This window comes from Litorihabitans aurantiacus, assembly GCF_030161595.1.
In the GTDB taxonomy this organism is placed as follows: Bacteria; Actinomycetota; Actinomycetes; order Actinomycetales; family Beutenbergiaceae; genus Litorihabitans; species Litorihabitans aurantiacus.
On sequence record NZ_BSUM01000001.1, the window covers coordinates 2,256,678 to 2,277,849 of the forward strand.

Here is a 21,172-nt window from a genome sequence, read left to right on the forward strand (position 1 = left end):
GGCGTGCTCGGTGGGCGCTCAGACGCGCCGACGACGCAGGCGGTCGGTCAGTCGGGTGCGCGCACCCCAGTACTTGCGGCGCGCGAGTCCGACGACCCCGGCGTCGCGCGTGGCGTGGGCGATCTCGTCGAGCTGCCGCTCGAGGTGAACCAGACGTCCGGTCAGCTCCTCGTACCGCTCGTGCATGAAGCGCGTGAGGTACATGAGGTCGCCGTCGCCGTGCTCCTCGATGTGGCGGCGGAGCTTCTCGTCCCGGAGCCGGAGGTCGACGTCCCGGTGCGCGTCCGCCGAGGCGATGACGCTGTTGGCGAGCGACCCGGTCGCGTCGCGGCGCTGGTGCCAGAACGCGAGCGGCTCCTCGTGCAGGACGGTGACGGGCGCGATCGCGGCGAGCCGCAGGTTGAACTCCCAGTCACCGACCACGTGCAGCGAGGAGTCGAAGTTGCCGACCCGCTCCAGGGCCGAGCGCCGCAGCAGCATGCTGATGGGCACCATGCGGTTGTAGCGCATGAGGTCGTGGACCGTCACGAGACGCAGATCCGGCTCGAAGATCTCCCGGCCGACCTCGCGCAGGGGGCCGGCGGGCTCCTCGTCGAGCTCGTCCCCCGATCCGTCCTCGATCCGCGCGCACTCCTCCTGCGACCGCGTCGTCTCCCACACGATGCAGGTCCGCACCGCCACGGCCAGCTCGTCGGGGTGGTCGCGCAGGTGGCGGACGGTGCGCGCGAGGAACGCCTCGTGCCAGGTGTCGTCGTCGTCGTGGATCGCGACGAGCTCGGCACTCGCCAGCTCCAGGCCCGCGTTCGAGGCCGCCTCCATCCCGGTCGAGACGCTGCGGTGCAGCACGCGCAGCCGGCCCTCGAGCCCGACGGCCGAGGCGACGACGTCGTCGACCGCCTCCCGGTCCCCGGCGTCGTTGACGACGATCACCTCGGCGCGCGCGAACGTCTGCGCCGCGATGTCGTCCAGGGCGCGGGCGAGCATCGTCGGCCGGTCCTTCGTGCGCACCACGATGCTGACGGCGGGCGGGCGCTCCTCGGCGCCGGCACCCTCGGCGGCGACCATCTGGACAGGCCCCGGCTCGGGCAGCTCGGGGAACGGCGCGGTGGCGTCATCCGACGCCCCCGCCGCGAGCACCGCGACGAACGCGTCCCAGGTCGCCTCGGCAGCGCCCCGTGCGCCTTCGCGAGCCGCCGCGAGGGCGGCGGACACCTCGGACCGGCGCTCCGCGAGGGCCAGCAGCCGCACCCGCAGCAGGTCGGCGTCGGTCTCCACGTCCTCGAGGTCGACGACGGCGCCGCGCACCCCCCAGCGCTCGAGGGCGCCCTCGAGCCGCACGCGGCTGAACTCGTCGGGAGCGATCCCGAGGACCGGCACGCCCGCCTCGCAGGCGAAGACGGCCGGGTGGTAGCGCGTCGTCACCACGACGGCGGCCTCCCGGGCCCGCCGCGCTGCGACCAGCGCGTGCTCGATCGGCAGGGAGACCGCGGGCGCCCGGAGCGCCGCCGCGATGCGGTCGTGGATCTCGACGTCCCCGCCGCGCGTACCCGGCACAGCCATGTGGGGCACGAGATGGACGGGCGCCCCGACGCTCGCGGCGAGCACGTCCAGGGCCGCGACGACGCGGGGCAGTGCGGCGTCGTCGACCCCGAGGCTGCCCGCGGCGATCGTGACGACGACGGCTCCGGCCGAGGAGGGCGGATCCTGCGTCGCCGCCTCGACGCTGCCCGGGACGGGGACGTCGGCCAGGAAGCTCGCGTCGTCGAGCACGCGGTGGACCGGCGCACCGGGCACGAGTCGCGTCAGCAGGGCGTGGGTCGCGTCCTCGCGCGCGCCGACGGCGAGCACACCCTCCAGCCCCGCGCGCAGCGCGGCGACGTCGGCACGGGAGAGCGCCGGTCCCACGGTCTGCCCCGTCACCACGGCGGGCAGGCCGAGCGAGCGCGCGACGGCGAGGGCCGCCAGCCGCTCGTGCAGGAGCCAGCCGTAGCGCGAGTTCATGTTGCCGCCGCCCGCGATCACCAGGGCGTCGCACGAGGCGAGGGCGTCGCGGAACGCGTGGATCTGGTCGCTCCGCGGGAGCGCCGAGGAGTCACCGGCGAGCAGGTCGTGGATCTCGTCGAGGTAGCGCTCGCGGTCGGCCGGCGCCCAGGGGAACTCGAGCGTGGGACGGGCCTCGACGTCGGGGCCGAAGCGGGCGCGGGTGTCCTCGAGGTCGCGGGTCAGCAGGACCGGTGTGTGGGATCGCGTGCTCAGCGCGTGGACCACCGCATGCGTCATGGCCTCGTCGCCGACGTGGTACACGCGCTGCCCGACGTCTCCCAGGACCGCAACACGCATGACGGCGAGCCTAGCGGCTCGAACAGCCGCGGGTGCCCCGTGTCACAGGAGGCGCCGGTCCGCCGCCCACCGCGTGAGCTCGTAGCGCGAGGACAGCTGCAGCTTGCGCAGCACTGCCGAGACGTGGGTCTCGACCGTCTTGATCGAGATGAACAGCTCGCCCGCGACCTCCCGGTAGGAGCGGCCCCGGGCGATGAGGCGCATCACCTCGCGCTCGCGCGCCGTCAGGCGGTCGAGCTCGTCGTCGCCCGCGGCCTGCTCGGCCACACCCGCCACCCCGACCGCGCCGAACGCGTCCAGCACGAAGCCCGCGAGCCGCGGCGAGAACACGGCGTCTCCCCCGGCCACGCGCACGACGGCGTCGCACAGCGCCTCCGGGCCGATGGACTTGGTGACGTACCCGCGGGCGCCGGCACGGATGACGCCGACGACGTCCTCCGCGGCGTCGCTCACCGACAGCGCGAGGAAGCGCACGTCGGGCGCCAGGTCGGCGCAGCGGCGCGCCACCTCGGCGCCACCCCCGCCGTCGCCCCCGGGCAGGTGGACGTCCAGGAGCACGACGGCGGGGCGCCGCTCGCGCACGACGCGGGCGGCGGACTCGACGTCGGCCGCCTCGCCGACCACCTGGAGCCGGGTGTCCAGGGACGCGCGCACCCCGGCGCGGAACATGTCGTGGTCGTCGACGAGGACGACGGGCACCCGTGGCTCCGCCGTGGTGTCGGTGGCTGTGCCGGTGGTCGCACTCGTGCTGGTCACGCTCATCGCTCCTCGCCCTCGCCCCGAACCGTTCGGGGGAGATGGATCCGTACCTCGGTGCCGCCGTCGGGCACGTCCCGCACCCCGGCCTCGCCGCCGCGCCGCCGGATGCGGCCCAGGATGGACTCGCGCACGCCGAACCGGTCGGACGGGATCTCCTCGGGGTCGAACCCGTCGCCGTGGTCGCGGACGAAGACCTCCACCGCGCCGTCGGCGGCCTCGAGGTAGACGGAGACGGGCGGGCGGCCGTGCGCGACGGCGTTCAGCAGCGCCTCGCGCGTCGCCGCGAGGACGGCGTGGGTCCCCTCCGTCGGGACGACGTCGCCGACGACGACCGTCTCGATCTGGGGCGCGGTGCCGTCGGCGTGGGTGCGCGTGTCCTCGATCTCGGCGACCACCTCCTTGACCTGCACCGCGAACGATGTCGCCGCGGGCGCCCGGTCGTCGTAGAGCCACGAGCGCAGGTCGCGCTCCTGGGCGCGCGCGAGGCGCACCACCTCGGGCTCGCTGGAGCGGGTGCGGATCAGCGCGAGGGTCTGCAGCACGGAGTCGTGCAGGTGCGCGGCGATGTCGGCGCGCTCGGACTCGCGCTCGCGCTCGGCGCGGGCGTCCCCGAGCTCGCGCACCAGGCGCAGCCACCAGGGCGCGAGCACGAGCGCGACGCCGGCCAGCACGGCGATCGCCGCGAGCGCCGACTGCACCATCACCATGGGTTCGGCGCGCTGCCCGACGAGCAGGAACACCCCGGTGGCGGTGATCGCGATGCCGCCGGAGAGGCGGGCGGCGCCGACGCGTCCCCGCCCCGTGGCGGAGGTGGCGCCCGACATGCCGGCCGATCCCGGCCCCGCCGCGGACGCGGGGCGCCGCGCGTCGAGCTCGCTCCAGGCGAGGGCGGCCCCGGCGAGCAGCAGCAGCACGGGGACGACCCAGCGCGGGCCGGTCCCCTCCCCCACACGCGAGGCGAGAAGCAGGGCGGCGACGGCGAGCAGGCCCAGGGCGACGACGACGTCGCTCACCGCGATCCCGCGCCGCCCCGCGCCGGTCTGGCCGTTCGTCAGCGGCTTCGACAGCCGGGTCCAGGCCGGCGGCGCGGCGGGCCGCCCCGGTTCCCCGCTCGGCACCGTGACCCACCAGAACAGGTAGGCCACGACGCCGGCGCCGCCGAGCAGCGTCGCGAGCGCCAGCCCGGCGCGGACGATGCGGACGTCGAGCCCGAGGTGCGCGGCCATGCCCGCGCCGACCCCTGCCACCCAGCGGTCGCGCGTCGGCCGCAGCAGGCTCGGGCGTGCCGGCGCGGCGGCACGCCCGGCGCCGGGCGTCGCGGGAGGGGCGGAGGAGGTCACCGCTCGATCGTGGCACGCCCGGCGGACCCCGGACAGCCGCGCGGCGCGATCTCAGGGTCTGAGGCGCCGATGATCAGGGCGGTCCCCCATGGTCCCGGAGCACGCGGGGCGGCCAGGCTGGAGCCATGTCCTCCTCGCCCCCGCCGGCGACACCGCCGGCCACACCGCCGTCGCCCGCCGACCCGAGCGGGACGACGCCGTCGCCCGCACCGTTCTGGACCCGGCTGCGCTCCTCGGCATCACCCGCAGCGAGCCGCGCTGGATCGGCGGGGTCGCCGGCGGCCTCGCCACCCGCTGGAACCTCGACCCGCTCGTGGTGCGCGGGTTGTTCGCCGCGTCGCTCGTGCTGGGCGGCATCGGTTTCCTGGCCTACGGCGTCGCGTGGGCGCTCCTGCCGGAACCGGACGGCCGCATCCACGCCGAGCGGGCGCTGCGCGGCAACGTCGACGTCGCGCTCGTCGGGATCGGCCTCATGGTGCTGGCCGGCGTCGGACCGGGCCGCTGGATCGGTCTCGGCTGGGTCGGCGACGGCGCGTGGGGCGGGCTGCGCGGCGGCGGGTTCGCGATCGTGGCGCTCGCTGCCTGGATCGCCTGGCACCACCACCGCGGCGGGCGTGCGGGTGCTCGTGGACGGGGCCGAGGCCCCGGCGGCGCCGCCGGCGGCAGCGCCGGGTCCGGCGCGACGGGTGCGGGCCCGGACGCCCGGGCGACGACGAGCGCCACCGCCGACCCGTCGTGGGGGACGCCGTCGCCCGCCGCCACGTCACCCGCGCCCACGGTGCAGGACCTCACCGATCCCTACGGCTCCCCCGAGCCCGCCGCGCCGACCGCGTCCCGCGCGTCCGGCAGCGCGGGTACGTCCTCGGCCACGACACCGGGCGACCCCGACGGTCCCGCCCCCGCCACGGGCGGCTCCTGGCCGGTCCCCGCCCGGGTGCGCGGACCGGGGGCGGGATGGTCGCCGTCGTGACGGCGCTGGCGGTGCTCGCCGTCGCCGGGCTGCTGCTCGCGAACCGCACCGGGGCGATCGCCGGGACGGGGTGGGCGCTCGCGATCGGCGTCGTCGTCGTGCTCGTCGGTGCCGGGATCGTGGTGACCGGGCTGCGCGGACGCCGCAGCGGCGTGCTGTCGCTGCTCGCGATCGTCGGTCTGGTCGCCGCGCCGTCGGCCGTGACCCAGGCGCAGGGGTGGGGCTGGGACTGGTCCGCGACCCAGGCGTTCGGCGAGGCCGACGTCACCCCGACGACGCGCGACGCCGCCGCGGAGGGCGTGCGGCTGGGCGCGGGGAACGCCCGCGTGGACCTCACGGCGGTCCCGCTGACGGCCACCACCCTGACCGTGCCCGTCTCCGTCAACGCGGGTGAGGTCGAGGTGGTCGTCCCCGCGGGTGCCGACGTGCGTGCCGAGATCGACGTGTTCGCGGGTCAGGTGAGCTGGACGGTCGACGGGCAGTCCGAGCAGGCGTCCGGTCGCATCGCGGACGACCTCGTCTACACGACCTCCGGCGTCGACGCCGGAGCCACCCCCAGCTGGTGCTCGACCTGCGGGTCGGGGCCGGCGACGTCACGATCACGGAGGCCGACGCATGAGCACGACGCCCGGGGGCGACCGCCCCGACGAGACCCAGCGTGCCGGCGACCCGGGCGATCCCGGCGGGTTCGTCCGGTTCGGCCAGTTCACAGGCGCCGACGGTGCCGGCAGCGGCAGTGGGGCGACAGGGGCGCCCGACGCCGAGCGCCGCAGTCCCGGCGCGAGCGCTCCCGGATGGGCTGGCCCCGGGCGGGGTGCGCCGTGGCACGGCTACACGGGCCGCGGATACACCGGGCACGGGTCCGGTGAGCAGGCGTCCGGCGAGCAGGGGTCCGACGGGCAGGGCGGCAGCGGGTACGGCTACCCGGGGTACGGGCACCCGTGGCACCCGTCCGCGGGGCGCGGCCGAGGCGGCTGGGAGGCTCGGCCGGTGTCCCGCGGCCCGCGGCCGGGGACCGTGATCTGGGGACTGCTCGTGATCGCCGTCGGGGTCCTGACGATCGTGGCCTCCACCGGGATCTCCCTGGACCTCGAGCTGGCCGCCATCATCGGGCTGGCCGCCGCCGGCGGGCTGCTCCTGCTGACCGCGGTGCTGGGCGCCGCGCGAGCCCGGCGCCGCTGAGGCCTCAGCCGCCACCACCGGTTCGCTGCGCACGAATGGGGTCTTCAGCCGTGTTGAAGACCCCATTCGTGCGCAGCGAACGCTCACCCCGGCCACCCTGGCCACCGCGCCACCCGGTCCAACCCGGTCCAACCCGGTCCACCCGGTCCACCCCGACCACCGCACCGTGCGCACTTTCTGCTGCTTCACCGGCCGCGAAGCAGCAGAAAGTGCGCACGGGGCGAGGTGGTGGGCGGCAGCAGCAGCCGGCCTCGGCAGCAGCCGGCGGAAGCAGCAGCGGATAGCGGCGGCGCCGGCAGTTCAGGGACGGCGGCGGCGCCCGCAGTTCAGGAACGGCGGCGGCGCCGGCACCACACGCCCCCGGAGTCAGAAGGGCAGCAGCCGGCGGGCGCGGGCGTACTCCCGCTCCGCCGCGGCCAGCACGTCGCGCCAGTCCGCCGCGGGCGGCACCGCCCGGTTGTGGGCCGCGATCCGCTCCCGCAGGCCCTCCTCGCGCGCCAGGCGCACGACGGCGGCCACCAGCCCGGCGTCGTCGTCGGCCAGCAGACCCTCGCGCTCGTCCGTGACGAACGACGTGATGCCGGTGCCGGCCAGCGCCACCACGGGCAGCCCCGACGTCCGGGCCTCCAGCGCGGCGATGCCGAAGGCCTCCAGCCGCGCGGGTGAGACGAAGGCGTCGTGCCGCGCGTACAGCGCCGGCAGGTCGCCGCGCGGCACGCGCCCGAGCAGGTGCACCGCGTCCGCCACCCCGAGCCGCTCCGCCTCGCGGCGCACGGCGGCGACGTCGGGCCCGTCCCCCGCGATGCTCAGCTCGACGGCGCCGCTCCCCAGCACCTCGCGCGCCCCGGCCAGCGTGCGCACCAGCGTGCGGGTGCGCTTGCGCGGCGCGACCCGCTGCGTCGCGACCAGGCGGAGCACGCCGTCGTCCGCGCGCGCCTCGCCCGCGGGTGCCCAGGCGGCGACGTCCAGACCGTTCGGCAGCACCCCCACCTCGCCCGGCGCACCCTCCACGGGGAACGCGTGCGCCACCCGCTGCGCCGCGACGTCGCTGACGGCCGAGAGCGCCGCGCTCTCCCCGTCCCAGCGCAGCGCCCGGGCGCCGAACCGCAGCGGAGCCTCGACGCCGTCGAGCATGCAGTGCCAGGTGATCGCGAGCGGGAGCCGCGCGGCCCGCGCCGAGCGTGCGCCCTGGAACGCGAACGGGGACAGCACGCCCGCGTGCACGTGCACGACGTCGGGAGCGAGCGCGCGCAGGCGGCGGGCGATCAGCGCGGACCCCCGCGGGTGCACCGGGAGGCCCGCGACGAGGCGCGAGGCGATCCGGTGCAGGCGGACGCCGCCCGCCGTCGTCGTGACCGACCGGTAGCGGTCACCGCCGGCACCACCAGCACCGCCGGCCCCTCCCGGGGCGTCGCCGTCGTCCCCCGGCGCGCCCGCCGTCGCGGTGAGCACGTGCACCTCGTGCCCCGCGGCCACCTGGTGCGCCGCGAGGTCGCCCACCTGCGTCTCGATCCCGCCCACGCGTGGCGCGAAGCAGTCCGAGACGTGCACGATCCTCACGACACCGTCCTCACGCCACGACCCGCCCGGCGACCACCACGGGGCTCACTCCCACTCGATGGTGCCCGGCGGCTTGCTCGTCACGTCGAGCACCACGCGGTTGACGTCGGCGACCTCGTTGGTGATGCGGGTGGAGATGTCGGCCAGCACGTCGTAGGGCACGCGCGTCCAGTCGGCCGTCATCGCGTCCTCCGACGAGACCGGCCGCAGCACCACGGGGTGGCCGTAGGTGCGCCCGTCGCCCTGCACGCCCACGGAGCGGACGTCGGCCAGGAGCACGACCGGGCACTGCCAGATCTCGCGGTCGAGTCCGGCCTTCGTCAGCTCCTCACGAGCGATGGCGTCCGCCGCGCGCAGCGTCTCGAGGCGCTCGTGCGTGACCTCGCCGACGATGCGGATCCCGAGGCCGGGACCGGGGAACGGCTGGCGCCACACGATGCCCTCGGGCACCCCGAGCTCGAGGCCCACGGCGCGCACCTCGTCCTTGAACAGCGTGCGCAGCGGCTCGACCAGGTCGAACGCGAGGTCGTCGGGCAGCCCGCCCACGTTGTGGTGGCTCTTGATGTTCGCGGCACCCTCACCGCCGCCGGACTCCACGACGTCGGGGTACAGCGTGCCCTGCACGAGGAACTTCACGTCCTCGTCGTGGGCGTCGGCGGCGGCGACGATGTCGCGTGCGGCCTGCTCGAACACGCGGATGAACTCGCGACCGATGATCTTGCGCTTGGTCTCGGGGTCGCTGACGCCGGCGAGCGCGTCGAGGAAGCGCTGCTGCGCGTCGACGACGACGAGGTTGACGCCCGTCGAGGCGACGAACTCCTCCTCCACCTGCTCGGCCTCGCCGCTGCGCAGCAGGCCGTGGTCGACGAACACGCACGTGAGCTGGTCGCCGACTGCGCGCTGCACGAGGGCCGCGGCGACAGAGGAGTCCACCCCGCCGGACAGGCCGCAGATCACTCGTGCGTCACCGACCTGCGCGCGGATCGCCTCGACCTGGTCGGCGATGACGTTGCCGGGGGTCCAGTCCGGGGCCAGCCCCGCGCCGTCGTACAGGAAGCGCTCGAGCACGGCCTGGCCGTGCGCCGAGTGGCGCACCTCGGGGTGCCACTGCACGCCGAACAGGCGGCGCTGCGCGTCCTCGAACGCGGCGACCGGGGCGCCGAGCGAGGTCGCCAGCACGGTGAAGCCCTCGGGCGCCTGCTGGACCGAGTCGCCGTGGCTCATCCACGCCTTCTGCGTGGCCGGTGAGCCGTTCAGGAGCACGCCCGCCTCGCAGACGTCGATCGCGGTGCCGCCGTACTCGCGCAGACCGGTGCGCGCGACGTCGCCGCCGAGCGCGCGGGCCATCGCCTGGAAGCCGTAGCAGATGCCGAGCACCGGGACACCGGCGGTGAAGATCGCCGGGTCGACGAACGGCGCACCCTCCTCGTAGACCGAGCTCGGACCGCCGGACAGGATGATCGCCACCGGGTCCTTCGCGAGCATCTGCTCGGCCGTGAAGGTGTGCGGAACGATCTCGGAGTAGACCTTCGCCTCGCGCACGCGGCGGGCGATCAGCTGCGCGTACTGCGCACCGAAGTCGACGACGAGGACGGGGCGGGGCGTAGCCGTGGGGGTCTGCGTCACGCGGCCAGTTTAGGCGCGACGCGCGCGCACGCTCTCCACCGGCCAGGCCGCCGCGCGCTTCTCCACGACGAACGACAGGACGGGCACGACGCCGCCGAGCACCAGGACAACGAGCCGCCCCAGGGTCCAGCGCGCCTTCGACCACAGGTCGAACACCGTCACGATGTAGACGACGTAGACCCAGCCGTGCACGAACGGCACCCAGCCGAAGTAGGTGTCCACCCACGGCAGCTTCAGGACGTAGTCCAGCACCATCTCGACGCACAGCAGCAGCAGAAACGCCCCGGTGATGAACGCCATCACGCGGTAGCGGCCGAACGGCTTGCGCGTCCGCTCCGCCACGGCCGCGGCGGGAGCGCCGGGGGTCGATCCTGCGGGCTCGGCTGCGGGGGACGACGGCGCGGGCTGACTCATGCCCCCATCCTCGCAAAGGTCGCCGGCGGGATCGTCGCGGGTGCGCGCCGCCGTCGCGAACCTCACGTCCGCGGTCGCTTAAATCGTTGCGACCCCAGGAGCGACCTCACCTAGGCTCGCACGGTGCTCCAGCTCCACCGCCCCGCCACGTCCCACGCCCCGACCTCCGGCGTGGGGCGCTACCTGTGGTGGCGTGCGGGTCAGCAGAAGGGCCTCGTCGTCGCGGGTGTCGCCCTCGGCGTCGTGCACGCCATGACCCAGGCAGGCGCGCCGTACGTGCTCGGCCGCGCCGTCGACGACGGCCTCGAGCAGGGGATCTCCCCCGCGCTGCTCACGTGGGCCGGCGCGCTGCTCGGCCTGTGGGTGCTGCGCGCGCTCACCGGCGTGATCGCGCACCGGGTCGACGTCGCGAACTGGCTGCGCGCGTGCCTCGGCACGATCCACCTCATGGGGGCCACGGTCGCCGCCACCGGCGAGAACGTGCGCCGCACGCTGCCCACGGGCGAGGTCGTGGCCACCGTCGCCTCCGACTCGCCGCGCATCGGCGAGATCTACGCGTTCGCGGGGCGGTTCTTCGGCGGGCTCATCGCCTACGTCGCCGTCGCGATCATCCTCCTGCACGCCTCGGCGCCCCTCGGTCTGGCGGTGCTGCTCGGCATCCCCCTGGTGGCCGGGATCCTCGCGATCATCGTGCGACCGCTGCAGCGGCGCCAGGCCGAGCACCGCGAGCAGAACGGCCGCCTGACCACCCTTGGCGCGGACACCGTCTCCGGCCTGCGCATCCTGCGCGGCATCGGCGGCGAGGAGGCGTTCACCGCCCGGTACCGCGCGCAGTCGCAGCGCGTGCGGGAGGCGGGGGTGCGCGTGGCCGGCACGCAGTCGCTGCTGGACATGATGCAGACGCTGCTGCCCGGCCTCTTCCTCGCCGGTGTCATCTGGTACGGCGCCCGCCTCGCGATCGCGGGCGACATCGCGCCGGGCGAGCTCGTGGCCTTCTACGGGTACGCCGCGTTCCTGACGGCACCGCTCAACGACGCGACGCAGGGCGTGCAGATCTTCACGCGCGCCCGCATCGCCGCGCGGCGCGTGCTCGACGTGCTGCGCGTGCCGCCGGCCGTGACCGACGTCGGCGCGACGTCGACCCTCCCGACCGGCCCCGCCGTGCTGGAGGACCCCTCGAGCGGGCTGCGCGTCGAGCCCGGGACGTTCGTCGCGCTCGTGGCGGCCGACCCCGACGAGACGGCCGCGCTCGCCACGCGCCTGGGACGGTTCGACGACGCGGGCGGCGCCGCGAGCCCGCTGCTGGGCGGCGTCGCGCTCGCGGACGTCCCCCTGTCGGAGGTCCGCCGCCGCGTCGTCGTCTCCGAGGCGACGCCGAGCATCTTCACCGGTGTGCTGGCCGACGAGCTCGACGTGCGCGAGCGCGGTGACTCGGGCGCCGTCGCGCACGCCATGACGGTCGCCGACGCCGGTGACGTCATCACATCCGTCCCCGGCGGCCTGGGCGGCACCGTGGCCGAGAAGGGCCGCTCGCTCTCCGGCGGGCAGCGCCAGCGCGTCGCCCTCGCCCGGGCGCTCATGACCGACGCGGAGGTGCTCGTGCTGATCGAGCCGACCTCCGCCGTCGACGCCCACACGGAGGCGCGCATCGCGAGCCGCCTGCGCCCCGCGCGCGAGGGCCGCACGACGGTCGTGGTCTCGGCGAGCCCGCTCGTGCTGGACCAGGTCGACGAGGTCGTGCTGGTCGAGGACGGGCGCGTCGCCGCGCGCGGCAGCCACCACGAGCTGATGCACGACGCCGAGCTCGCGGTGCGCGGCGAGGTCACCGGGGCGCGGGCCGAGGCCGCCGTGGCCTACCGGCGCGTCGTGAGCCGCAGCGTCGACGACGACGCGCCCGCCGAGACGCCGGGCGAGACCGACCTGACCGACACGACCGACCTGACCGAGCAGACACTGACGGGAGGTGCCCGATGAGCACCACGCTCCCCATCGCGGACGGCCCCCAGCTGCGCCGCGACGCCGGCGCCCTGCTGCGCCGCCACGCGGGCGGCTTCACGCGCGTCGGGCTGCTCCAGGGCCTCGCGGCCACGGCCGGTCTCGCCGGCCCGTTCCTGCTCGGCCGGATCGTCGACGACGTGGTGGGCGGGACGGACGTCTCCGCCGTCGACCAGGCCGTCCTCGTACTGGTCGTCGCGGTGCTCGCCCAGGCGATCACGGTGCGCTTCGCCCAGCGCTCCTCGATGGTGCTCGGCGAGACGATCTTCGCGCAGCTGCGCGAGGAGTTCATCGCGCGCATCACCGCGCTGCCGCTCTCGACCGTCGAGAAGGCGGGCACGGGCGACCTCGTGGGACGCACGACCAACGACGTCGACCGCGTGCAGCACACCGTGCGCTTCGGCATCCCGCGCGTGCTCGTCGCGGTCACCACGATCCTCCTGACCGTCGTGGCCGCGGCGCTGACCAGCTGGGTGGTCGCGCTGGCGCTCGTGGTCGGCGTCCCGATCCTGCTGATCGCCGTGCGCCGGTACCTCGCGCGCGCCACGACGGCCTACCTGCGCGAGTCGGCCGCCTACACCGCGATCAACGGCACCTTCACCGAGACCGTCGAGGGCGCGCGCACCGTCGAGGCGCTGGCGCTCGCGCGCCGTCGCCGGCTGCGGGGCGACGCCGACCTCGCCGAGACGGTCGAGGCCGAGTGGGCCACCCTGCGGCTGCGCCAGCAGCTCTTCCCCGCCGTCGACATGGCCTTCGGGCTGCCGAGCGTCGTGGTGCTGCTCTGGGGCGGCTACCTCGTCTCGCAGGGGCAGGTCACCGTCGGCGCGGTCACGACCGTGGCGCTGTACACCGTGCAGCTGATGAACCCCGTGTGGGAGCTCATCTTCTGGGTCGACGAGATCCAGGTGGCGACCGTCTCGCTCGCCCGCATCTTCGGGATCTCCCGCGTCGCCCCGGACCGCACGGCCACGGACGAGCAGCCCGACGACGAGCACATCGTGGCCAGCGACGTCACCTACGCCTACCGCGAGGGCGTCCCCGTCCTGCACGGCATCGACCTCGACCTCGCCGTCGGCGAGCGCCTCGCGGTCGTCGGCCCCTCCGGCGCCGGGAAGTCGACGTTCGGGCGGATGCTCGCGGGTGTCCACCCGCCCACGGGCGGCCGCGTCGCCGTCGGCGGGGTGCCGCTGGTCGACCTCCCGCTCGACGAGCTGCGCGGGCACGTCGCCCTGGTCACCCAGGAGCACCACGTGTTCGTGGGCACGCTCGCGGACAACCTGCGGCTCGCGAAGCCGGCGGCCGACGACGACGAGATCGCCGCCGCGCTCGGCGCCGTCGACGCACTCGGGTGGGCCCGCGCCCTACCGTCCGGGTTCGACACCGAGGTGGGCTCGGGGAGCCACGAGCTGACGCCCGCCCAGGCGCAGCAGCTCGCGCTGGCGCGCCTGGTGCTGCTGGACCCGCACACCCTGGTGCTCGATGAGGCGACCTCGCTCATCGACCCGCGCCAGGCGCGCGACCTCGAGGCCTCGCTCGCCGGGGTGCTCGAGGGGCGCACCGTCGTCGCGATCGCCCACCGCCTGTACACGGCGCACGACGCCGACCGCGTCGCCGTCATCGACGCCGGGCGCATCACGGAGATCGGCCCGCACCACGACCTCGTCGAGCGCGGCGGCGACTACGCCGCGCTGTGGCACTCCTGGCAGAGCGAGTAGTCCGCACCGGTCGCGTGCCGGCCGGGTGCGCTGCGGATGCCCTGGTCGCGGTCTACCGGGCGTCGGCCCGGGGCGCACCGGCCGCGTCGACCTCGGCGTCCTCGCGCCGCGCGAGAGCCTCGTCCCGCACCAGGCGGTACCAGACGAGCAGCGCGAACGCGCCGAACACGTACCACTCGATCGCGTAGGCGAGGTTGCGGATGTCGACGCCGCCCCCGCCGTCGAGCGAGGGCGCCGGCACGGCGACGAGTCCGCCCAGCCCGGCGGTCGAGGCCTCGTTCGGCACGAGGTAGGCGTTGTAGATCGGCAGCCCCCACGTGCCGGCGAAGTAGGCGGGGCTGATCGAGTCGACCTGGCCGGGCGGCAGCGCCGCGTTCTCGAACGCCTCCCCCGCCGTGACGGCCCCGGTCACGGTCACGGTGCCGCCGGGCGCGGGCGGCACGTCGTCGGTGCCGGCGCTCCACCCGCGCACGACGGCGAGCCACGCGCCCGTCGCCTCCACCCGCAGGGGCGTGACGACGAGGTAGCCCGTCTCGCCGTCGACCACGCGACCCGGGACGAGCTGCTGGCCCGCGGGGTCGAACGTGCCGGTGACCGCGAGGGGATGGCCGACGAGCGAGCCCATGACGTGGGCGCCGGGCTCGAGCGCGTCGGTGAGCGGACGGGGCGGCGCGTCGGACAGCGCGGCCTCGGCCGCGTCGCGCGCCGCGTCCGCGCGCTCGAACGCGCGGTCGATCTGCCACGCCCCGAGGCGGATGCAGACGAGGGCGGCGACGACGATGAGCGCGAGGAGACCGAGCATGCGCGGTGAGCCTGCCGCCGCCAGCAGCTCGCGGGGTGCCGGACGAGGCGGCCTGCCCGCGGACGGCGCCGGTTCGGAGGCAGGCTCCGCGGCCGGGACCGGTGTCGCCGACGGGGCCGCGCCGTCGGCGGGAGCAGGGTCGTCGAGCACACGTCCAGCCTACGTCCGTCGCACCGGTCGCTCCCGCGAGCCGCGACCGCCTCGTCGACCCGGCGCACGCGGACGCGTGAGAACGCTCACAGCAGCCTGGCGCACGGCCGCGGAACGCCCACGGCACCAGCGGCCCGGGACGTAGGGCACTCGCGCCGCCCCCCGAAAGACGGCAAGGTGGAGGCATGGCTACGGAGAACGGGGTCACCCCCTCCACGACGACCGCGCCGGGGTGGGCCCGCCGCCCCGACACCGCCCTCGAGCAGACAGTGCTGGAACGCATCGACCGGTGGTGGCGCGCGGCCAACTACCTCTCCGTGGGGCAGATCTACCTGCTCGCCAACCCGCTGCTCACGACTCCGCTCGACCGCGACGACGTCAAGCCGCGCCTGCTCGGCCACTGGGGCACGACCCCGGGTCTGAACTTCCTCTACGCCCACATGAACCGCGTGATCTCCGAGCGCGACGTGGACGCCATCTACATCACCGGTCCCGGTCACGGCGGCCCCGGCCTCGTGGCCAACTCCTACCTCGAGGGCACCTACACCGAGACGTACTCCGACGTCACTCAGGACGCGGAGGGCATGCGCCGTCTGTTCCGCCAGTTCTCCTTCCCCGGCGGGATCCCCAGCCACGTCGCGCCCGAGACGCCCGGATCCATCCACGAGGGCGGGGAGCTCGGCTACGCGCTGAGCCACGCCTACGGGGCCGCGTTCGACAACCCCGACCTCCTCGTACTGGCCGTGGTCGGCGACGGCGAGGCCGAGACGGGTCCGCTCGCCACCTCCTGGCACTCCAACAAGTTCGTCAATCCCGCGACCGACGGCGTCGTGCTGCCGGTGCTGCACCTCAACGGGTACAAGATCGCCAACCCGACCGTGCTCGCGCGCATCGGCCAGGACGAGCTGCACGACCTCATGCGCGGCTACGGCCACACGCCGTACGAGTTCGTGGCCGGGTTCGACGACGAGGACCGCAGCTCCATCCACCGCCGCTACGCCGCGCTGCTGGACGAGGTGCTCGACGAGATCGTGGCGATCAAGGAGCGCGCCGCCGCGGGCGACACGTCACGCCCGATGTGGCCCATGATCATCTTCCGCACCCCCAAGGGCTGGACCTGCCCCGAGATCATCGACGGCAAGAAGGCCGAGGACTCGTGGCGGGCCCACCAGGTGCCGCTCGCGAACGCCCGCGACACCCCCGAGCACCTGCAGGTGCTGGCCGACTGGCTGGGCTCCTACCGCGCCGAGGAGCTGTTCGACGCCGACGGTCGGCTCGACGCGGACGTCGCCTCGCTGGCGCCACGCGGAGAGAGGCGCATGAGCGCGAGCCCGCACGCCAACGGTGGTCTGCTGCTGCGCGACCTCCGCCTGCCGGACTTCCGCGAGTTCGCCGTCGACGTCCCGGCACCCGGTGCGTCGATCGCCGAGAGCACCAAGGTCCTCGGCCAGTGGCTCACCGAGGTGATCCGCCGCAACCCCGACAGCTTCCGCATCTTCGGTCCCGACGAGACCGCGTCCAACCGCCTCCAGGCCGTGTTCGCCGAGACCGACAAGGTCTGGAACGCCGACGTCGTGCCGGGGGCGGACACCGACGAGCACCTCTCGCCCGAGGGCCGCGTGGTGGAGATGCTCAGCGAGCACCAGTGCCAGGGTTGGCTCGAGGGCTACCTGCTGACGGGTCGCCACGGCCTGTTCAACTGCTACGAGGCCTTCATCCACATCGTCGACTCGATGCTCAACCAGCACGCCAAGTGGCTCAAGGTGACGCGCGAGATCCCGTGGCGCCGCCCGATCGGCTCGCTGAACTACCTGCTCTCGAGCCACGTCTGGCGCCAGGACCACAACGGCTTCAGCCACCAGGACCCCGGCTTCATCGACCACGTCGTGAACAAGAAGCCCGAGGTCGTGCGGGTCTACCTGCCGGCGGACGCCAACACCCTGCTGTCCACCTACGACCACTGCCTGCGCAGCCGCGACTACGTCAACGTCGTCGTCGCGGGCAAGCAGCCCGCCCCGCAGTTCCTGACGATGGACGAGGCCGTCGCGCACTGCACGCGCGGTCTGGGCATCTGGGAGTGGGCGGGGACGGAGTCCGACGGCGAGGCCCCCGACGTCGTGCTGGCGTGCGCCGGGGACGTGCCGACCGTGGAGACGCTCGCGGCGGCCGACCTGCTGCGGCAGCACGTGCCGGATCTGAAGGTCCGCGTGGTCAACGTCGTCGACCTCATGCGCCTGATGGACTCCACCGAGCACCCGCACGGTCTGACCGACTCGGACTTCGACGGCATCTTCACCACCGACCGGCCCGTCATCTTCGCCTACCACGGCTACCCGTGGCTCATCCACCGCCTCACCTACCGCCGCACCAACCACGGCAACCTGCACGTGCGCGGGTACAAGGAGGAGGGCACCACCACCACGCCCTTCGACATGGTGATGCTCAACGACCTGGACAGGTACAAGCTCGTGATCGACACCATCGACCGCGTCCCCGGCCTCGCGGCCCGCTACGCCGGCCTGCGCCAGCGCATGGAGGACAAGCGCATCGAGGCCCGCCAGTACACGCGTCTGCACGGCGAGGATCTGCCGGAGGTGGCCGACTGGGTCTGGCCCGACGACGGCGACCGTGCCGGCAGCGCCGACGCCGGCGGTGCGCCGACCACGTCGCGCCGCCGGGGCGCCGCGTCCGCCACCGCCTCGACGGGCGGGGACAACGAGTGACCCGCTCCGTCTACCTCGCCTCGCCCGAGGGCAACACCGGCAAGTCGACGATCGCGCTCGGCCTGCTCGACATGTTCACGGCGCGCGTGCAGAGGGTCGGGGTCTTCCGTCCGGTCGTCGCTGCCGAGGGGTCCGACCGCGTCCTCGAGCTGCTGCTGCGTCACGACGGCGTCGACCTCGACTACGAGGACTGCGTGGGCGTCACCTACGAGCAGGTGCACGCCGACGCCGACGCCGCGCTCGACACGATCCTCACCAAGGCGCGCGCGCTCGCCGAGCAGTGCCAGGTCCTCGTCGTCGTCGGGTCCGACTACACCGACGTCGCCGGTCCGACCGAGCTCGCCTTCAACGCGCGGGTGGCGGCGAACCTCGGCGCGCCCGTCGTGCTCGTCCTCGGTGCCCAGGGGCGCACGCCCGCCCAGGTCCGCCAGGTCAGCGAGGTCGCGATCGGCGAGCTGAGCGCGCGCCACGCGCGCGTCGCGGGCATCGTGGCCAACCGCTGCGACCCCGACGAGCTCGACGCTTTCCGCTCCGGCCTGGAGGCCGACGTCCCCGTGTGGACGTTCCCCGAGGTCCCGCTGCTCTCGGCCCCGTCGGTCCGCGACCTCATGACGGCGCTCGACGGCGAGATGGTCGCCGGCGAGGAGTCGCTGCTGGACCGCGAGGCCGAGCACATGCTCGTGGGCGCGATGGGCATCAACCACATGCTCGACCGGCTGCAGGAGGGCTCGTTCGTCATCACGCCCGCGGACCGCGGCGACGCCGTCGTGGCTCTGCTCGCCGCGCACACCGCCGGCGACTTCCCGACCCTGGCGGGACTCGCCCTCAACGGCGGGTTCGACCTCGACCCGCAGATCGACCGGCTCGTGCGGAGCCTCGGCAAGCGCCTGCCGATCCTGCGCACCGACCTCGGCACGTTCACCGCCGCCAAGGTGGTGGCGGGCACGCGCGGCCTGCTCAGCTCGGGCAGCCAGCGCAAGGTCGAGCTCGCCCGCAGCGCCTTCGAGGCGCACGTCGACGCGGACGCCGTCCTGGCGGCGCTCGACGTCGAGGCCTCCGACGTCGTGACCCCCTTGATGTTCGAGCACATGCTCTACGAGCGCGCCCGCGCATCCCGCCGGCACATCGTGCTGCCCGAGGGCACCGACGACCGCGTGCTGCGCGCCGCGAGCACCGTGCTCTCCCGCGGCGTCGCCGACCTGACGATCCTCGGCGTCGAGCAGGACGTGCGCCAGCGCGCCGTCGAGCTCGGGCTCGACCTGACCGAGGCGAGGGTGATCGACCCGGTGACCTCCGACCTGCTGGAGCAGCTCGCGCAGGAGTACGCGCGCCTGCGCGAGCACAAGGGCATGACGGTCGAGCGGGCGCGCGAGATCGTGATCGACGTGTCCTACTTCGGCACGCTGATGGTGCACCTCGGACTCGCCGACGGCATGGTCTCGGGTGCGCAGCACACGACCGCCCACACGATCCGCCCCTCGTTCGAGACGATCAAGACCGCTCCGGGCGTCTCGATCGTGTCCTCGTGCTTCTTCATGTGCCTGGCGGACGAGGTGCTCGTGTACGCCGACTGCGCCGTCAACCCCGACCCCGACGCCGAGCAGCTCGCCGACATCGCGATCTCGTCGGCGCGCTCGGCCGTGCAGTTCGGCGTCGAGCCGCGCATCGCGATGCTCTCCTACTCCACGGGCGAGTCCGGCAGCGGCGCCGACGTCGAGAAGGTGCGCGCCGCGACCGAGCTCGTGCGGCAGCGGGCGCCCGAGCTGGTGGTCGAGGGGCCGATCCAGTACGACGCCGCCGTCGACCCCGGTGTCGCGGCCTCGAAGATGCCCGGCTCGCCCGTCGCGGGGCAGGCGACCGTGCTGATCTTCCCGGACCTCAACACCGGCAACAACACGTACAAGGCGGTGCAGCGCACGTCCGGCGCCGTCGCCGTCGGGCCCGTGCTGCAGGGGCTGAACAAGCCGGTCAACGACCTCTCGCGCGGCGCGACGGTCAAGGACATCATCACCACGGTCGCCATCACGGCGATCCAGGCGCAGGACGCCGCGGCGTCCGCAGGGAAGGACGCATGACCGACCAGCATCGCCCGATCGAGCCTTCCGGCCGGTCCGTCCTCGTCCTGAACTCGGGCAGCTCGTCGCTGAAGTACCAGCTGGTCGACGCGGAGACCGAGCAGGCGCTGGCCGCCGGGATCGTGGAGAAGGTCGGTGAGGACGACGCGAACGTGCGCCACGAGGTGGGCGGGGAGCGGACCGAGCGCACGCTCGCCGTCGCCGACCACGCGGCGGCGCTCGAGGTCGTGCTGGGGCTGTTCGAGGAGCTGGGCCCGCCGCTCGCGGACGCGGGCATCGTGGCCGTCGGCCACCGGGTGGTCCACGGCGGCACGCGCCTGGTCGAGACCACGGTGATCGACGACGCCGTGGAGGCCGACATCGAGGCGCTCTCGCCGCTCGCGCCGCTGCACAACCCGGCCAACCTCACCGGGATCCGGGGTGCGCGGCGCCTGCTGCCCGACGTGCCGCACGTGGCCGTCTGCGACACCGCCTTCTTCGCCACCCTGCCCGACGCCGCGGCCACCTACGCGCTGAACGCCGAGGTCGCGCGCGCCCACCAGGTGCGGCGCTACGGCGCGCACGGGACCTCCCACCGCTACGTCTCGCGCGAGGCCGCGGCGTTCCTGGGCCGCGACGTCGCCGACCTGCACCAGATCGTGCTGCACCTCGGCAACGGCGCGTCGGCCTCGGCCGTGCGCGACGGCCGCGCGATCGACACCTCCATGGGCCTGACCCCGCTCGAGGGTCTCGTGATGGGCACGCGGTCGGGCGACCTCGACCCCGCGATCGTGATCCACCTGCACCGCAACGGCGGCCTGTCGGTCGACGAGATCGACGACCTGCTCAACCGCCGCTCGGGCGTCAAGGGGCTCGCGGGTGTGAGCGACATGCGCGAGCTGCGCGCGCTCGTGGACGCGGGCGACGAGGACGCGCGGCTCGCGCTGGAGGTGTACCTCCTGCGGCTGCGCAAGTACGTCGGCGCCTACCACGCGGAGCTCGGCCGGCTGGACGTGCTCACGTTCACCGCGGGGATCGGAGAGAACGACGCCGCGATCCGCGCGGGCGCCGTCGCGGGCCTGGAGGGTTGGGGCATCGAGATCGACGCCGAGCGCAACGCGGCCCGCACGCCCGGGCCGCGCGTCATCTCGCCCGACGGCGCACGCGTGACAGTCCTGGTGGTCCCCACCAACGAGGAGCTCGAGATCACGCGCCAGACCCTCGCCGCCATCTGACGCGAGGTACTTCTGGGCACTCGCGAGGTACTCGGGGATGACCACGAGAGATCCCGCGACCAGCCAGTCCCGCACGAGGGCCCGCCACCGCCGATGCGTTGGCGGGCCCTCGCCGTCGTGCGACGCCTCTCGTGGCTCGCGCGTCGCGGGAGCCGACCGGTTGAGACCTCGCTCAGGGAGGCCGATCCGCGAGCGGCGCGGCGCGTCGTGGCCGACACGCCGTGGAACGGGCCCGCTCGACGAAGACGTGCCTCCCTCAGCGAGGCCGGTGGTCCCGAGGCGGGACGGCCGGTCGGACGCCCCGCGC

15 protein-coding genes are annotated in these 21,172 nt (G+C 74.7%); 8 read left to right on the forward strand and 7 right to left on the reverse strand.

Going from position 1 to position 21,172, the window contains the following annotated elements; translation table 11 throughout:
• Positions 1-18 precede the first annotated feature (18 nt).
• From QQK22_RS10665 to QQK22_RS10675, 3 genes are read right to left on the reverse strand one after another with little or no spacing between them, the layout of a single operon-like run.
• Positions 19-2,340 carry a polysaccharide pyruvyl transferase family protein gene (locus QQK22_RS10665; RefSeq protein ID WP_284250915.1) on the reverse strand — a complete coding sequence of 774 codons (2,322 nt, stop codon included), beginning with the start codon at positions 2,338-2,340 and terminating at the stop codon, positions 19-21.
• Positions 2,341-2,382: 42 nt separating this feature from the next.
• Positions 2,383-3,102, reverse strand: a complete 720-nt coding sequence (locus tag QQK22_RS10670) for a response regulator (RefSeq protein ID WP_431310151.1) — start codon at positions 3,100-3,102, stop codon at positions 2,383-2,385.
• On the reverse strand, positions 3,099-4,439 hold the full coding sequence (locus tag QQK22_RS10675) for an ATP-binding protein (protein ID WP_284250917.1): 1,341 nt from the start codon (positions 4,437-4,439) through the stop codon (positions 3,099-3,101). The genes QQK22_RS10670 and QQK22_RS10675 overlap by 4 nt, the downstream gene beginning before the upstream one ends.
• A gap of 88 nt (positions 4,440-4,527) precedes the next feature.
• On the opposite strand from QQK22_RS10675, the gene QQK22_RS10680 reads away from it, so the two are divergent.
• The 3 genes from QQK22_RS10680 (at position 4,528) to QQK22_RS10690 (ending at position 6,591) form a co-directional block, all read left to right on the forward strand.
• Positions 4,528-5,409, forward strand: a complete 882-nt coding sequence (locus tag QQK22_RS10680) for a PspC domain-containing protein (RefSeq protein ID WP_284250918.1) — start codon at positions 4,528-4,530, stop codon at positions 5,407-5,409.
• Positions 5,394-6,278 carry a LiaF domain-containing protein gene (locus QQK22_RS10685; RefSeq protein ID WP_284250919.1) on the forward strand — a complete coding sequence of 295 codons (885 nt, stop codon included), beginning with the start codon at positions 5,394-5,396 and terminating at the stop codon, positions 6,276-6,278. Before QQK22_RS10680 ends, QQK22_RS10685 begins: the two co-directional genes overlap by 16 nt.
• Before the next feature lie 121 nt (positions 6,279-6,399).
• On the forward strand, positions 6,400-6,591 hold the full coding sequence (locus tag QQK22_RS10690; RefSeq protein ID WP_284250920.1) for a hypothetical protein: 192 nt from the start codon (positions 6,400-6,402) through the stop codon (positions 6,589-6,591).
• Positions 6,592-6,957: 366 nt separating this feature from the next.
• Here QQK22_RS10690 and QQK22_RS10695 read toward each other — a convergent pair whose 3' ends face one another.
• The 3 genes from QQK22_RS10695 to QQK22_RS10705 are packed head-to-tail and all read right to left on the reverse strand — an operon-like array spanning position 6,958 to position 10,191.
• Positions 6,958-8,151 (reverse strand): glycosyltransferase family 4 protein, encoded by a 1,194-nt coding sequence (locus QQK22_RS10695; protein ID WP_284250921.1) that lies wholly within the window; start codon positions 8,149-8,151, stop codon positions 6,958-6,960.
• Between the two features lie 45 nt (positions 8,152-8,196).
• Positions 8,197-9,777: a glutamine-hydrolyzing GMP synthase gene (guaA, locus tag QQK22_RS10700; RefSeq protein WP_284250922.1), complete on the reverse strand. Its 1,581-nt coding sequence runs from the start codon at positions 9,775-9,777 to the stop codon at positions 8,197-8,199.
• Between the two features lie 9 nt (positions 9,778-9,786).
• Positions 9,787-10,191 carry a DUF3817 domain-containing protein gene (locus QQK22_RS10705; RefSeq protein WP_284250924.1) on the reverse strand — a complete coding sequence of 135 codons (405 nt, stop codon included), beginning with the start codon at positions 10,189-10,191 and terminating at the stop codon, positions 9,787-9,789.
• Positions 10,192-10,314: 123 nt separating this feature from the next.
• Between QQK22_RS10705 and QQK22_RS10710 the strand changes: the two genes are divergently transcribed.
• Positions 10,315-12,165: an ABC transporter ATP-binding protein gene (locus tag QQK22_RS10710; protein ID WP_284250926.1), complete on the forward strand. Its 1,851-nt coding sequence runs from the start codon at positions 10,315-10,317 to the stop codon at positions 12,163-12,165.
• Entirely contained in the window at positions 12,162-13,901 is a 1,740-nt protein-coding gene (locus QQK22_RS10715) for an ABC transporter ATP-binding protein (RefSeq protein ID WP_284250927.1), read from the forward strand. The genes QQK22_RS10710 and QQK22_RS10715 overlap by 4 nt, the downstream gene beginning before the upstream one ends.
• Positions 13,902-13,953: 52 nt before the next feature.
• Here the strand turns inward: QQK22_RS10715 and QQK22_RS10720 are convergent, their stop codons facing one another.
• A complete protein-coding gene (locus tag QQK22_RS10720) occupies positions 13,954-14,703 on the reverse strand; it encodes an SURF1 family protein (RefSeq protein WP_284250928.1) in 750 nt (249 codons plus the stop codon).
• A gap of 335 nt (positions 14,704-15,038) precedes the next feature.
• Between QQK22_RS10720 and QQK22_RS10725 the strand changes: the two genes are divergently transcribed.
• From QQK22_RS10725 to QQK22_RS10735, 3 genes are read left to right on the forward strand one after another with little or no spacing between them, the layout of a single operon-like run.
• Positions 15,039-17,576 (forward strand): phosphoketolase family protein, encoded by a 2,538-nt coding sequence (locus tag QQK22_RS10725; protein ID WP_284250929.1) that lies wholly within the window; start codon positions 15,039-15,041, stop codon positions 17,574-17,576.
• Positions 17,573-19,651, forward strand: coding sequence for a phosphate acetyltransferase (gene pta / locus QQK22_RS10730; RefSeq protein WP_284250930.1), 2,079 nt, complete (start codon positions 17,573-17,575; stop codon positions 19,649-19,651). Before QQK22_RS10725 ends, pta begins: the two co-directional genes overlap by 4 nt.
• On the forward strand, positions 19,648-20,865 hold the full coding sequence (locus tag QQK22_RS10735; RefSeq protein WP_284250931.1) for an acetate/propionate family kinase: 1,218 nt from the start codon (positions 19,648-19,650) through the stop codon (positions 20,863-20,865). The genes pta and QQK22_RS10735 overlap by 4 nt, the downstream gene beginning before the upstream one ends.
• The last annotated feature ends 307 nt before the right edge of the window (positions 20,866-21,172 follow it).